This is a genomic window from Methylogaea oryzae, from assembly GCF_019669985.1.
GTDB classification, from domain to species: domain Bacteria; phylum Pseudomonadota; class Gammaproteobacteria; order Methylococcales; family Methylococcaceae; genus Methylogaea; species Methylogaea oryzae.
In genome coordinates this window covers 64,661-78,671 of record NZ_AP019782.1, presented here as the reverse complement: position 1 = coordinate 78,671, position 14,011 = coordinate 64,661, and the positions used below count along the sequence as shown (strand labels likewise).

Below are 14,011 nucleotides of genomic sequence, written 5' to 3'. Positions count from 1 at the left end.
AGCCATGGCGACTATTCCGTTATCGCGACTGTTCGCGCTCGTCCTGCTGTTGCGGGCGGGCGCCGGCTTGGCGGCCGACATACAAGTAAACGTGGACCGCGACCCGGTGCAGCTCGACGAATCGTTCCAAATCGTTTTCACCGCCACCGAAGACCCCGACGACGATCCGGATTTCGGGCCGCTGCGCCGCGACTTCGACATCCGCAGCCAGGACCAGAGCAGCCAACTCGCCATCGCCAACGGCAAACGCAGCTGGCAAAAGGAATGGCGACTCACCGTCATGGCGAAGCGGGCCGGCGACCTGACTATCCCCTCCGTCCCCTTCGGCAAAGACCGCAGCCCGCCCATGAATCTGCGCGTGGAAGCCGGATCGGGCCCCAGCACCAGCCAAGCCGGCAAGCAAGGCGAGCTGTTCATGGAAGTGGAGGTGGAGCCGAAAAATCCCTATGTACAGGCGCAGGTGCTCTACACGGTGCGCATCCTCAGCCAAGTGGGCTTGGCCAACGCTCGCTTGGAAGAGCCCAAGCTGGAAAACGCGGTGATGGAACGGGTCACGGAAGACAACCAGTACGAAACCCGCCGCAACGGCCAACCCTATCGCGCCATCGAGCGCCGTTTCGCCATTTTTCCCCAGCAAAGCGGCAAGCTGACCATCCAGCCGCCCTTGCTGGAAGCGGAGGTGCAGAGCGGCCGCAGTTCGATGTTCAACCGCTTTTTCTCGCAGCAAGGCGACGCGGTACGGCTACGGGGCGAGGCCGTGGAGCTGAACGTGCGGCCCATTCCGGCCCAATTCAGCGGCAAGCACTGGCTGCCCGCCAAGGAACTCGCCTTGGAAGAGACCCTGACCCAACCCGGCACCAATGCGACACCGCGACAAACGGCCGCCGGCGAACCGCTGACCCGCACCCTCAAGCTGCGCGCCTTGGCCAGCACCGTGGGCAACCTGCCCGAACTGGCGGCGGCCGCTCCGCCCGGCTTGCGCGCCTACCCGGATCAGCCGGCCCTGAACGAAGAGCGCACACCGAAAGGCCTCAAAGCCAGCCGGGAAGAAAAAATCGCCCTCATCCCCGCTCAGGCCGGCAGCTATACCTTGCCGGAAATCGCCATTCCCTGGTGGAACACGGAAACCGACCGGGAAGAAATCGCCCGCGTGCCGGCGCGGACGCTTACGGTCGGCGCGGGCGCATCCGCGCCCCAAGCGGCGTCCCCGGCCGCTCCGGCGGAACCGGCCGTCGCCCAGCAAGAGACGATCCCGAGCCAATCGCCGGCGGCCGCTCCCGCCGCGCCAGCGACGGCCCCCTACCTATGGATCGGACTAACCGCCTTCTTTGCTCTCGGCTGGCTGCTCACAGGCCTGGCCTGGTGGCGCAGCAGCCGTCCGGCGGCCGCCGTCTCAACCGTGCCGCCCTCCACCGGGGAAAACGCCGCGCGGCAACCGCGCCGCCGCTTGCGCGACGCTTGCCGGGCCAACGACGCCTCGGCGGCCCGGCAAGCCCTGCTGGCCTGGGCCCAGGCCCACTGGCCGGAAAATCCTCCCCGCCATCTGGACGAGGTGGCGGCGCGGGGCGGAACGGAACTGGCGAGTGAAATCGCGCGCCTGAACCGCGCCAGCTACGCAACGGATGCCTCGCCCTGGAGCGGCGCCGACCTGCTCGCCGTTTTGGACCGGCTACCCGAACGCAGCGCCGGAGCGAAAAGCGACGGCCTCGAGCCGTTGTACCGCGCCGGCTAATCCTTTCCGCCGCCTGCCGTAAAGGGCGCCCCGCGCGCCCGCCCCCACAAGCCCCGGGCAGTGCGCCCGCCTTCCCCGCCGCGCGCTCGATCACGCCGCCGGCGCGCCAATCCGTGGCGCGTGCCGCTCGACGCTGCCCGAAATCCGAGCCGCCTCCCCCGCCTAACGCACAAAAATGATCCATATTGGTGCGCGCATAAAAGAATTACGCGCCATTATGGCGCTCAATCGTATTGACGCGAAACCGAGTTTGCTATAACGTTCAATCCGCCAGCCAGCCAGCGCGTCGTTAAAAATCGGCGCAAAGGCAATGATGCCCGCACTCCGAGGACACCCGCGGACGCGGCAACCGGCGGAGCGGGACGCACCATCATGGTGCCGTCGCCTCGACGCCTCGCACGAGCAACGGGCAAGCCGGAACCGGGATCCCGCAACGGCCGACAGAACAATAACGATTAACGAGGAGGGACGGCCATGAGCCACGCACCCCATACCCACCGTCCGCAAGCAGACCAAGCGCTGCAGCAAACACGCTCCTTTTGGCAAGGCATCGCAGCGTCCCTGCTGTTGTGCGCCGTCCAGGCCGGCCCCGTCCAAGCCGCCGTGGACTATCCCGACGCGGAACGCGTCGTCAAAAACCAATCCTGCAAGTCCGGCGAAACCGTCGACCAATTCCTCGACCACAAGCTGAAGCCCAGCCATCGGGATTTGGGCTGGCGAGTGTTCGCGCGGGACGGCGGCTACGACGTGGAACGGGCCTTTCTCGCCAGCAAGAGCATGGAGCTGCGCTACCGCTGGCGGGTGAGCGCCGGCGGCGGCGCCCAGCCCGCCAGCGACCGGGCGCGGAGCTTGTGCTCCTGACGCCGGCAAATCGAAGAATGCGCACCTTGGTAACGAGAAAAACAAAAATGGGACCGTGCCATGCCAACAGCAAAACACTTCGACCGTGTCGCGCGCCTAGCCCTTAAAGACGGTTTAGCCTCCACGCTGGGGCGCGCCGGCGCGGAAGCCCTGCTGCTGCCGCTACGCTGGAGCAACGCCCTGGCCATGCCCCTGCACGGCCTGGGACACGCCCTGGCCTTGTTTTTCGCCACCGGCGACCGCGCGGCCTTGTCGGGCAGAGCCATCCTGGAAGGCGTAGCCCCCGGCGATCTGGCCCGCAGCCTGCTTCCTTACCGCGCCATTCCGCAATGCTCCGCCCAGCCTCCCCGGCTGGAACACGCCCTGACGTCGCCGCTGCGATGCCGCCTAGTGGCCGCCGGCGGCATCGCCATGAACCTGCTGGCGCTGGCCGCCGCGGCCGTGCTGTATGCCGGCATCGAACACCCCGGCCCGGCCAGCCGGTTGGCGCTGCTGTATTTCGCCGCCGGCTCGCTGCTGGCCATGATCTCCCTGCCCGACATCCGGGCCATCTTCAGCGGCGGCGCGTCGCCGCTGGCCTGCGGGCCGGCTTTCGCCGTGCGCTACCGCCTGACCGAAGAGGACAAGGCATCGCCCCTGCTGGTGTCGGACCGCTTGCGCGAACTGGTGGAGCTATTGGCGCGCGAGGCGTCCACCCGCGGCGGCCAATCGGGCGGCTTTTCCATCATCGTGAAAAAACTCGACGCCCTGTCGGTGATTTTCGACAAGGCCGTCAAGGGCAAGCGCGAAGACATCGTCAAGGTGGTGTGCGGCAAAATCGTCAATCTGCTGAAAAAAGCCGGCCGGGAAGGCTACGCCAAAACCGGCGATTTCGAGGCGATCCTGCTGCACCTGCGCTATGCCACGGGCGGCGCTACCCATTGGCACAACGCCCAGCCCCACTGGTACGAACACTTCGACGCGATGATGCACCACCGCGTCGAAGACGGCCAATTGGTCAGCCACTTCGGCGAAGTGTTCAACATGATCGCCCACAACGGCGACATGGACGGGGTACACCTGGAATTCACCGTCGACGGCCAAAAAGTGCGGCAATATTTCAGCCAACTGGAAGCCCGCGCGGTATTCACGACCGCCATGCCGGCCACCACCTCCCAAGGCAATTCCGACTCCCGCAGCGTCGCCGAATGGGTGGATTTCGTCTACACGCAAGGCCTGGCCTACAAGTCGCTGCGCTACGCCTATTTCACCACGGCGCTGGATTTCAACCGGGACGTATGCCAAGGCCGCTTCGACCTGTACCGCTTGTACGGTTGGGCCGAGGACATCGACTTGGCCGTGAGCAAGGCGCGCGCGGAACTGGGCGACCGGCTGCTCAAGCCAGACGCCCGCTCCATCGACGACCTGAGCGATGCGGCCAAGCAAAAAATCCGCGAGGCCTTGCGCGGCAGCATCGGCGCGGACATGATTGAGGCCGCCGCCGAACGCTACATCGCCGCTTTCGAAACGGCGTTCTACAAGCACAACCTGGCTTGGGTGATGCGTCGCGCCTCCCGCGACATGGTGGGGGAATTCGCCCTCATGGTTTGCACCACCTTGGAGCCGCGCCTGGGCGTCTTTTCTCTCACCCAGGCTTTTTCCATCGGCCACAACCGCACCAGGGGCGAAATTTTCGGCAGCGCCGAACCGCAAGGCGTCACCTCCTCCCTGCAACGCGGCGATGCCGACGACGACGCCGTGCAGATTTACCTGGAGGACGGCCAGTACGCCACGGTGGAATACCGCCCCCAGCCCGGACAGGACCCCATTCGCATCTACAACCGCGCGCTGGCGGACGACGACCTGACGCAAATCCCGCAGCCGGCCCCCGGCACCGTGCCGGCGGATCGCGACACGCCTTGCGGCTGGTTCGCCATCACCTGCAACGAAAAGATCGATCGCCACAACCGCAAGGAGGCGCCGGGCGAAGAAGTCCGGCGCGATATCGACGACATTCCCTACATTTTGCGGCGAGTGGTGGACTCCTTCGGCCCCAGGGGTGAAAACGTGCCGGCCATGGAGCACCTGAGCGAATTGTTGTTCCAGAACCTGCTGGACCCGCAGCGCGACCCGTCCAAGCACGACCTGGTGCTGTTCGGCGTGGACTTCAACCAGGACTTGGTCAACGAATTCGCCCAGGCCCTGCACTCCATCCTGCCCGGCCTGCGCATCCGCGCCGAGAACTCCGGCAACGTGCTGAAGGAAATGAAGCGCACCAAGCGCGAAGGCATCGGCCGCTACGGCGAGAAAACGCTGTTCATCGGCGTCAGCAATTCCGCCCAGACCCAATCCACCCTGGCGGCCATCCGCAAGGCGCGGGAACTGGTGGGCACCGAGCGCTGCTTCGTGCTCAGCCAAAGCTTCCTCAACTCCATGACCCAAGCCCTGGGCCAGGGCTACCATCCCGAAGACCCGCTGCTGCCCAACACCTTCGTCAACCTGAGCCATTGGGCCCCGGACGGCACTTGCGGCCGGCGCCGCTCTGAAGCGGCCACCCTGGTGCCGGTGGCGACCCACGCGGTGCTGACGGAAATCCTGCTGCAACTGGCCCAGCGCGCGCTGGCCCTGCGCCAGGACTTGGCCGCCAACGGCGATCGCGCCGGCCTAGAGCACCTGGAAATCCGCCACGACCTGCAGCTCGCCGATATCCAGGCATTCCGCGACTTCCAGACCGTGGTTTACGAAGTGGAAATCCCCAACCGGGTCGGCCGCAACGCGGCGGGGCAGGCCATCGACTCGCCCGATACGGCGGCCCTGGAAAGGGAGGCGGCCGCGCGGGCGGAAAACACCATCGAGTTCGTGCGCGCCTACGCCATATTCGCCGCCTATATCGTGATAGCCACCCTGTTCGGCGTGCCGGTGTTCGCCGTATTGACCGCGCCGTTCCAGTCCATCGCCGGCGTGCCCATGCTGGCCCACGTGCTGGACGCGGCGCTGTTCCTCTCGGCGCTGTGGCTGATCCACTGCGGCGTGCGCTACTGGCAAGGCCGGCCGGTGCTGGAGCGCATCGGCGCGCGGGCCGAGCTGTACATCGACCGGCGCTATATCGCCCGCATGGTGGAGCGCTACAACGCCACGCTGTTTTCCAACGCGCCGGCCTTCCTCACGCCCTATTTCTATTGGGCCGACACGGTGCAGGACGCCCTGCACCGCTTCGGCATCCGCGCCCATCGCGGCGTCGTCACCGTCCACCGCACGCCGGACGAGCGGCTGGGGATCGAGGAGGCCAACAACGCGGCGGAAGAAAACATGGTGTTCGCCCAGATCGGCGGCATCCGTTTCAACCACGGCCAGCCCCAGTCCCGCGACAAAGTGCGCCACGGTTCCTGCTACATGAACCGCAACGCCCGCGACCAAGCGGCGCGGCCGTATCAAACGGTGCTGTCCGACGCCCTGGAGCCGCTGCGGCGCAAATACGACAAGCGGCTGTCGCCGGAAACGCTGCGGTTGGTCAACCGCCGCCTGATCGACTTGTGCGACGGCCTCATCGTCGAATTCGTCCTCGGCGAACGCCGCAAAGAGCTGGTCAACCAAGCGGTGTGGCGGGTCATCCACTGGATTCCCGGCTCGTCCTGGATTTATCAGGGCTTCCTCAGCCACGGCATCGATTTGATGAACCTCACCGGCGAAGCGGACACCGCCAACCAGGCGCAAATCCAGTCCACCAAGCATCCGGTGTCGCCCATGGACATCCACGTGGAAACCATGGCACCGCGCAGCGTGCTGGAATCGCTCAACCAGGCGATCGCCGTCGCCGACGACACGCTGGGCGTGTTCGCCGTCCACGGCGACGCGGTCAGCATCACCGTCAACCGCCACGCCCCGTGGGCGGCGCAAACTCTGGATGCCCCGGAAATCCGCCTGCGTCCGGGCAAAGGCCTGGAGCGGGGCAAACTGGTCGGCGACGGCAAAGGCAAAAACGGCGGCAAGTTCGTCGGCGTGCTGAGCGTCATCGACGGCGAGGAGCACTTCGTCATAGACAACGCCCGCCAGGGCTGCCGCATCAGCCTGCCCACCGCCTGCCTGGGCGAGGAGCAGCGGGAATTTCTGCGGCAACACCTGGCGGCCAATAACGGCGAGGCTTGGGCGGCGGCGGCGTAAGCGCCGCCGGTCGGCCCACGCCACAGGCGCCGGAATGATAAGCAGACAAAGCGGGCTTTGATGCCTTTGCTTTGGTTCTCCCCCTGTAGGGCAAGGCGCTGGGGTTTCGCTTTGTCTGCTTATCATCCCGCGGCGCGCAACCATAACAAGAAGCGGAATATCGCCCATGATGTTTTTCACCACGTTCATCGCCCTGGCGGCGGCCATCGCCTTGCTGGTGTTCCGCCACAAATCCAAATCCCATCAGGATCGGCTCATCGCCAGCCTGATCCTCTATTTCCTCATCGGCGCCGCCTGCCTCATCGTCGCATCCGAACCGCTGCTGCTGCACTGGCCGCCCGCCTTGCAACTGGGCGCCTTCGTCTTCCTCGCCGTGTACCTGCTCTATCGCGTGTTCACCGCCTCATTCTGGGGGGAGATCGTTTTCCAGGCGCTGCTGGTGCTGCTGTTGTTCGTCGGCGGCTATTTGTATAGCGCCACGCAGATCCCCTACGGCGACCGGCCCTTCGCCGCTCTGTCGCAAAACCAGCCGCGCCCCTTGGCGGAAAAGGACGTGCAAAAGGCCTGGATATTGGGCCTCCCCCTGTCCGCAGCGAACGCCCCCGGCAACGCAACCGAGGCGAACCCGGCCGCGACGCCGGCCCCGCCCGCCAAAAGCGGGGCCACCCGCGACGTGCGTTGGGACGAATTGTGGCCCCTGATGCAGAAGGACTCCCGCATTCGCGAAGTGCTGCAAAACCTGCGGGAAAAGCAGGAGCGCGACCTGTCGGAAGTGCGAGCCCAGCTCAACGCCACGTCCGTATCCAGCACCAATATGCGCCGCCACGCCCTGGAGCGCGGCAACGTGGAAGACCTGCTCAAGGAAAACGCCATTTCCCAGGCGCGCTACAAAACCCTGCTGGAAACCTGGAGCCTGCTGGACACCGACGAAACCGCCTTCCGCGAGCGCCAGGCGGAGGAACGCCTGCACGCGCTGCTGGGGCTGCTGGAAGACGGCAAGGTGGACGAATCCCACAAAGTCGAATTCATCGACTTCATGGTCGGCCACTACGGCAACGACATCCGCCTGGTGAAGCCGCTGATCGACATTTACGACGGACTGGACGAGGAATACCCCCGCCAGAAACGCCTCAACCGGCAATTCCTCGACCTCTACCTGGCCAAGCGCGAAGCGGTGCTGCGGGGCTTCCAGCGTATCGGCCAGCCGGCGTTGCAACCGCTGCTGGATTACCGCAAGAAAATCCTGCCGGTCATTTCCTACTCCCAGGCCCGCCTGGACGCCTTCCTGGAAGCCGCCTTCGGCGTGCGGGTTCGGACCCTCTACGGCGTCGCGCCGGCCAAGTCCGTCGCCGACTTCCTCAACCGCGACAAATACCCGCCCCTGCAAAAGCTGTCCGGCGCCTCTTTCGAGCAGGAATACGTGCGCCACGGCCTCAGGAAACTCTCCGCCGAAAACCAGCCGCCGGCGGCGGGCGAACCGCTCATGGGGCTGTCCGCCGAGATTTACCGCGACATCGTCGAAGTGCTGGGACAGCGCTACAGCGAGCGCACCGACGCCCTGCTCATCGACCCCGATCCGGCGGTGCGCGCCAACGCCGCCTGGCGCTTGGCCGAGCTGAAAAATCCCTACACCCTGCCGCTGGTGTTCGAGCTGATGCGCGACCAAAGCCCGGAAGTGCGGCGGCTGGCCGCCATCGCCGTGGGCAATTTCGCCATCCGCGACACCCAGGGCTCCAGCGACCCCAAGTTCACCGAAATCGTCCGCATGCTGCAAAACTACCGCAGCAACTCCGACGCTTTCGGCCGCGCCTGGGCCGTCACCGCCTTGGCCAACGTCGGCGACAAGCAGAAGGCGCTATACATCATCGACCTGGTGCTCAACGACGGCACGGCCAGCAATTCCATCGTCGGCGACGCCGCCCCCAGCTGGCGCGACGAGGAGGAAAAAGCCGCCGTCCAGGGCTTGGTGGACACCCTGAAGCAAACGCCGGAAGAACTGTCGGTGAAAACCCAGGCGTTAGGCGCGCTGCTCGCCATCGAATCGCCGGAAGCCCTGGACGTGCTGCTGCATTACCTCGACCACGTTTACGCCGTGCATCACGCCCGTCCCAGCCTGTGGCGCTACATCGTGCCGCACCTGACCCTGCCCCAGGAAGCGGAAAACGTCGAGGACGTGGTCATGTACCTGGCGCAGACGCAAGGGCCGCATACCCACAAGCGCCAGCTGAAAGCGCTCAACCTGTTCCTGCGCAACGCCTACGAAAACTACCGCAGCGGCGAATTCTTCCAGGCGCTCAATTTCCTGCGCGCGTTCGACGCCGCCGAATACCAGGACTACATCGCCCACACCGGGGAGCAAATTCGCATCATGCGGGGGGTGGAATACTTGCGGGCGACCCTGCCCTTCTGGCTGGCGTTCTGGCCCATAAGCCTGCTGGCACTGTTGTTCATCGGTTACGTGGCGCTGCCCGCGCTCAACCTGGAACCGCCCGCCGCCGGCCAGCCGCGCAGCCCCAACCGCCGGGCCAATCCGGCGGCCCACGGCCACAACGCCAAAACGGCTCCGCCGCCGGCCATCGTGCCCATCAAAATCTCCAGCACGCAGGGGCACTGAGGATGAGCGGAAATCGCGGCTCCGGCCACCGGAAAAAAAGGGGGCGCCTGCCCATCACGGCGGTATTGGCGTTGGCCAGCCTGCTCGGCGGCTGTTTCAAGCTGGGCCCCGATTTCATCGCCCCCGAAATCAAGACCGCCGAGAACTGGCTGGACAAGGACAACACCACGCTCAAGCGCGGCGATTTCCGCCAATGGTGGAAAATATTCAAGGACCCAGCGCTGGACAACGTCATCGACACCGCCTACCGCCAGAACCCCGGCCTGCAAGCCGCCGCGGTGCGCATCATGGAAGCGCGGGCGCAATTGGGCATCGCCAAGGGCAAGCTGTTCCCGCAAACCCAACAGCTGGGCAGCAGCCTGTCCCACAACCAGCTCAGCGGCAACAGCCCCAACCTCACCAACTTCGACCGCATCTACACCGCCTTCGACATGGGGTTCGACGCGCTGTGGGAAGTGGACCTATGGGGCAAATTCCGCCGCGGCGTGGAAGCGGCCGACGCCAACCTGGAGGCGTCGCTGCTGGATTACGACGACGTGCTGGTCAGCCTGACCGCCGAAGCGGCGTCCGGCTACACGCAAATCCGCGCCTTCGAGCAGCGCCTGGCGCTGGCGCGGGACAACGTGGAGATCCAACAGCGCAGTTTGCGCATCGCCGAAGCGCAGTACCGCAACGGCATCAGCACCGAACTGGACGTGCAGCAAGCCAAGGCGCTGCTGCACGGCACCCGCGCCCTGGTGTCCTCCTTGGAAATCGGCCTGCGCCAATCGAAAAACGCCCTCAGCATCCTGCTCGGCCTGCCGCCCGACCATCTGGCCGACCTGCTGGGCAACAAAGGCGCCATCCCCAGCGCGCCGCCGGACGTGGCGGTGGGCATCCCCGCCGAAGTGGTCCGCCGCCGGCCGGACGTGCGCCGCGAAGAATTCAAAGCGGCGGCGCAAAGCGCCATGATCGGCGTCACCCAAGCCGACCTGTTCCCGCGCTTTTCCCTGCAAGGCAGCATCGGCCTGCTGGCCGGCTCCACCCAGGGCGTGGACGCCTTCGACGTCTTCGGCGCCCACGCCATGGCGGCCAAGATCGGCCCCACCGTCACCTGGCCGATCCTGCATTACGGCCGCTTGAAGAACAACGTGCGGGTGCAGGACGCCCGCTTCCAAGAGCTGCTGATCGGCTACCAGAACGCCGTCTTGAAAGCCTTGCGCGAGGTGGAGGACGCCATGGTGGCCTTCCTCAAGACCCGCGAGCAGGTGGCCGATTTGCAGCAAGGCGTGGAGGCCTCGCGCCGCGCCGTGGACATTTCCCTGGCCCAGTACCGGGAAGGCATCGAGGACTACAACCGGGTGCTCAACGCCCAGCAGTTCCTGGTGCAGCAGCAAGACCGCCTCACCAGCAGCCAGGGCGATGTGGCGCGCCACCTCATCGCCATGTACAAGGCCCTGGGCGGCGGCTGGGAGCTGCGCGAAGGGCGGGAAATCGTGCCGGAAGACATCCGCCGCGCCATGGCGGAGCGCACCGACTGGGGCGGGATGCTGGACGAGGAAGCGGAAGCGCCGCCGCCACAGCCGTAGGCCGGCCGCAGGGCGCCGGAGGCCAAGCCGACTTGTGTTGTTGCGCGTGCCGCGCCGCACTACCATAGGGCGCACCGCCAAACCACCGGTACCATGAACGCCCTCGACTCCAACCTTCAACGCAAAACCGCCGTGGAGCAGGTAAAGCTGCTGTTCCGCCACGGCCATACCGCGTTGGCGGGCTCTTTCGCCTGTTTGGGGTTGGCCTATTACCTGTTGAAGAACTACGTATCCGCCCCGAGCCTGTTCGCCTGGTCCGGCGGCATGCTCGCCATCTACCTGGTCAGAGTGTTTTTCACCGCGCGGTTCCAGCGCCTGTCGGCGCGCGGCGCGATCACCCATTGGCAGCGCTGGAAATCCGGCTACTTGCTGGGCTCCGCGGCGGCCGGCACCGTCTGGGGAATGGGCACCTTGATCCTGCCGGACGTGGTGGCCATCGAAGCGGGCTTCGCCTTGCTGATCGGCGGCATGAGCGCTTCCAGCGCCACGGTCCACAGCGCCGTCCGCGGTGGCAGCGAAGTCTTCATGCTGCCGGCCATGCTCATGATGACCGCCTATCTGGCCGGAAAGGACGGCGAGATATATCGCCTGATGGCGCTGATGATGGTGGTCCACACCCTGGTGCTGCTGTGCACGGCGCGGCGCGTCCATGACGCGGTGCGGGAAAATATCCGCTACGGGTTGGAAAAGGACGAATTGTCCGAAAGCCTGCGGCACGAAATCGAGCTGCGCGCACGGGACGCGGAAACCATCCGCCGCTCGGAGGAGGAGCTGCGCACCATCCTGAACAATATGCAGGACGTTTTTTTCCGCGAGGATCTGGAAGGCAACCTGATCCGCCTGTCGCCTTCGGTCACCAGCCTGCTCGGCTACCGTCCGGAAGAGTTGCTGGGCCGCAAGACGGAGGAGCTGTATGTCGACCCCAGCATCAGGAAGGATATCGCCGTGGAGCTTAAACAAAACGGCGGCGCGGTGTTCGGCTACCGCAAGGCGTTAAAGCACAAGAACGGCGACATGGTGTGGGTTTCGACCAACGCCCATTACTGCAAAGACCCGGCAGGAAACGTCGTCGGGGTGGAAGGCACGGCCAGGGACGTCACCGACAATAAGCGATTGGAAGACGAAATGTGGCGTTTGGCCAATTTCGACAGCCTCACCGGCCTGCCCAACCGCCGCTTGTTCTACGACCGCCTCAGGGTCGCGGTGGCGCAGGCCAAGCGCCACGGCAAACGGGGCGCGCTGATGTTCGTGGACCTGGACGGTTTCAAAGCCATCAACGACGATTTCGGCCACGCCGCCGGCGACGCCTACCTGTGCGAAACGGCGCGGCGGCTCGAAGGCGTGCTGCGCCGCTCGGATACCGTCGCGCGCATCGGCGGCGACGAATTCACCATCATTTTTTCCGAGGTGGACAGCAACGGGCACATCGCCGGGGTGGTCGACAAAATCCAGGCCGCCTTGGCCCCGCCCATGCGCCTGCACGACGAGTCCCGCTCCATCGCCGCATCCATCGGCGTCACCGTGTTTCCCGACGAGGGAGACACCGCGGACGAGCTGTTGCGGGCCGCCGACGACAAGATGTACGCCGCCAAAACGGAAACAGGCGGCGCCCGCCGCCGCTGATCCCGCCCCTAAGCGCAACACGGCCTCCCCGGCCATCGTCCGCCGCCCCGTAGCCACGCGCCCCGCCATGGGGCAGAATATGCCCCGCAATGGGGCCTTCCAAGCGAATTCGCCCCAATATGGTGCGACGCACTTGCCCCGCGAGTCCGCACCCCAACCAAACGCCGACTTTTCGGGGTGGCCATGAATAACAATAAACGGGTATTGCCTTTAGTTTCCGCGGGCGCGTTGCTGCTCGCTCCGCTGGCGGCCGCGGCGGAAGAGCTCAACTCAGCCGACACCGCCTGGATACTCACTTCCGCCGCGCTGGTGCTGTTCATGACCGTGCCCGGCCTGGCGCTGTTCTACGGCGGCTTGGTGCGCGCCAAAAACGTGCTGTCGGTGCTCATGCACTGCTTCGCCATCACGTCCCTGGCTTCGATTCTGTGGGTGGTTGCCGGCTATAGCCTGGCACTGACCGAGGGCAACGACGCGCTCGGCGGTCTGTCGCGGCTGTTCCTGGCCGGCATCGGCGCCGACACCCTGCACGGCAACCTGCCGGAATCGGTGTTCGTCATGTACCACCTGACCTTCGCCATTTTCGCCCCGGCGCTCATCGTCGGCGGCTTGGCGGAGCGCATGAAATTCTCCGCCCTGCTGGCCTTCACCGGCCTGTGGCTGCTGCTGGTTTACGTGCCGGTGTGCCATTGGATGTGGGGCGGCGGCTGGCTGCAACGGCTGGGGGTGATGGATTTCGCCGGCGGCATCGTGGTGCACACCAGCGGCGGCATCGCGGCCCTGGTGGCGGCGCTGATGCTGGGGCCGCGCAAAGGCTTTCCCCGCACGCCCATGCCCCCCCACAACCTGACCATGACCGCCACCGGCGGCGGCATCCTTTGGGTGGGCTGGCACGGCTTTTCCGCCGGCAGCGCGCTGATGGCCAACGGCGCCGCCGGCATGGCCATGCTCACCACCCACATCGCCGCCGCCGCCGCCGCCCTGGTGTGGATGAGCATCGAGTGGATCCGTTACGGCAAGCCCAGCGTACTGGGCATCATCACCGGCATGGTGGCGGGCCTGGGCATGATTTCGCCGGCGGCCGGCTTCGTCGGACCGGGCGGCGCGCTGTTCATCGGCATCGCCGCCGGCGGCCTGTGCTTTTTCTCCATCCAGGTCATCAAGCGCCGCTGGCAGGTGGACGACGCCCTGGACGTGTTTCCCGTCCACGGCGTGGGCGGCATGGCCGGCGCAGTGTTGACCGGCATTTTCGCGGCGGAATCCCTGGGCGGCAGCGGCCTTGCCGCGGAATCGGGGATGTTGGGGCAGGTGGCGCTGCAAGCGTTCGGCGTGGGCGTGACCCTGGCCTGGAGCGGCGCGGTGAGCTTCGTCCTGCTCAAGGGGCTGGACGCCGTGCTCGGCATACGCGTCGGCGCCGACGAGGAAACCGAGGGCCTGGACATCGCCCAGCACGATTCCAAAGGCTACAACATGTGA

General features: G+C 65.9%; 7 protein-coding genes. All 7 read left to right on the top strand.

Going from position 1 to position 14,011, the window contains the following annotated elements:
• Positions 1 to 4: 4 nt before the first annotated feature.
• The 7 genes from K5607_RS00350 to K5607_RS00320 all read left to right on the top strand — a co-directional run bounded on the left by K5607_RS00350 (position 5) and on the right by K5607_RS00320 (position 14,011).
• Positions 5 to 1,732 (top strand): BatD family protein, encoded by a 1,728-nt coding sequence (locus tag K5607_RS00350; protein ID WP_221047866.1) that lies wholly within the window; start codon positions 5 to 7, stop codon positions 1,730 to 1,732.
• A 474-nt stretch (positions 1,733 to 2,206) separates the two neighbouring features.
• Positions 2,207 to 2,593 carry a hypothetical protein gene (locus K5607_RS00345; protein WP_221047865.1) on the top strand — a complete coding sequence of 129 codons (387 nt, stop codon included), beginning with the start codon at positions 2,207 to 2,209 and terminating at the stop codon, positions 2,591 to 2,593.
• Between the two features lie 60 nt (positions 2,594 to 2,653).
• On the top strand, positions 2,654 to 6,733 hold the full coding sequence (locus K5607_RS00340; RefSeq protein ID WP_221047864.1) for a hypothetical protein: 4,080 nt from the start codon (positions 2,654 to 2,656) through the stop codon (positions 6,731 to 6,733).
• Positions 6,734 to 6,899: 166 nt separating this feature from the next.
• Complete coding sequence (locus K5607_RS00335; RefSeq protein ID WP_221047863.1) at positions 6,900 to 9,347, top strand: HEAT repeat domain-containing protein; 2,448 nt, start codon at positions 6,900 to 6,902, stop codon at positions 9,345 to 9,347.
• A gap of 2 nt (positions 9,348 to 9,349) precedes the next feature.
• Positions 9,350 to 10,915 carry an efflux transporter outer membrane subunit gene (locus K5607_RS00330; RefSeq protein WP_221047862.1) on the top strand — a complete coding sequence of 522 codons (1,566 nt, stop codon included), beginning with the start codon at positions 9,350 to 9,352 and terminating at the stop codon, positions 10,913 to 10,915.
• Between the two features lie 93 nt (positions 10,916 to 11,008).
• Positions 11,009 to 12,538, top strand: a complete 1,530-nt coding sequence (locus K5607_RS00325) for a sensor domain-containing diguanylate cyclase (protein ID WP_054774290.1) — start codon at positions 11,009 to 11,011, stop codon at positions 12,536 to 12,538.
• A gap of 183 nt (positions 12,539 to 12,721) precedes the next feature.
• Positions 12,722 to 14,011: an ammonium transporter gene (locus tag K5607_RS00320; protein ID WP_221047861.1), complete on the top strand. Its 1,290-nt coding sequence runs from the start codon at positions 12,722 to 12,724 to the stop codon at positions 14,009 to 14,011.

What these genes read in the sequence shown, in the direction of transcription:
- K5607_RS00350 (WP_221047866.1), top strand. Translation starts at nt 5, where the DNA reads ATGGCGACTATTCCGTTATCGCGACTGTTCGCGCTCGTCCTGCTGTTG.
- K5607_RS00345 (WP_221047865.1), top strand. Translation starts at nt 2,207, where the DNA reads ATGAGCCACGCACCCCATACCCACCGTCCGCAAGCAGACCAAGCGCTG.
- K5607_RS00340 (WP_221047864.1), top strand. Translation starts at nt 2,654, where the DNA reads ATGCCAACAGCAAAACACTTCGACCGTGTCGCGCGCCTAGCCCTTAAA.
- K5607_RS00335 (WP_221047863.1), top strand. Translation starts at nt 6,900, where the DNA reads ATGATGTTTTTCACCACGTTCATCGCCCTGGCGGCGGCCATCGCCTTG.
- K5607_RS00330 (WP_221047862.1), top strand. Translation starts at nt 9,350, where the DNA reads ATGAGCGGAAATCGCGGCTCCGGCCACCGGAAAAAAAGGGGGCGCCTG.
- K5607_RS00325 (WP_054774290.1), top strand. Translation starts at nt 11,009, where the DNA reads ATGAACGCCCTCGACTCCAACCTTCAACGCAAAACCGCCGTGGAGCAG.
- K5607_RS00320 (WP_221047861.1), top strand. Translation starts at nt 12,722, where the DNA reads ATGAATAACAATAAACGGGTATTGCCTTTAGTTTCCGCGGGCGCGTTG.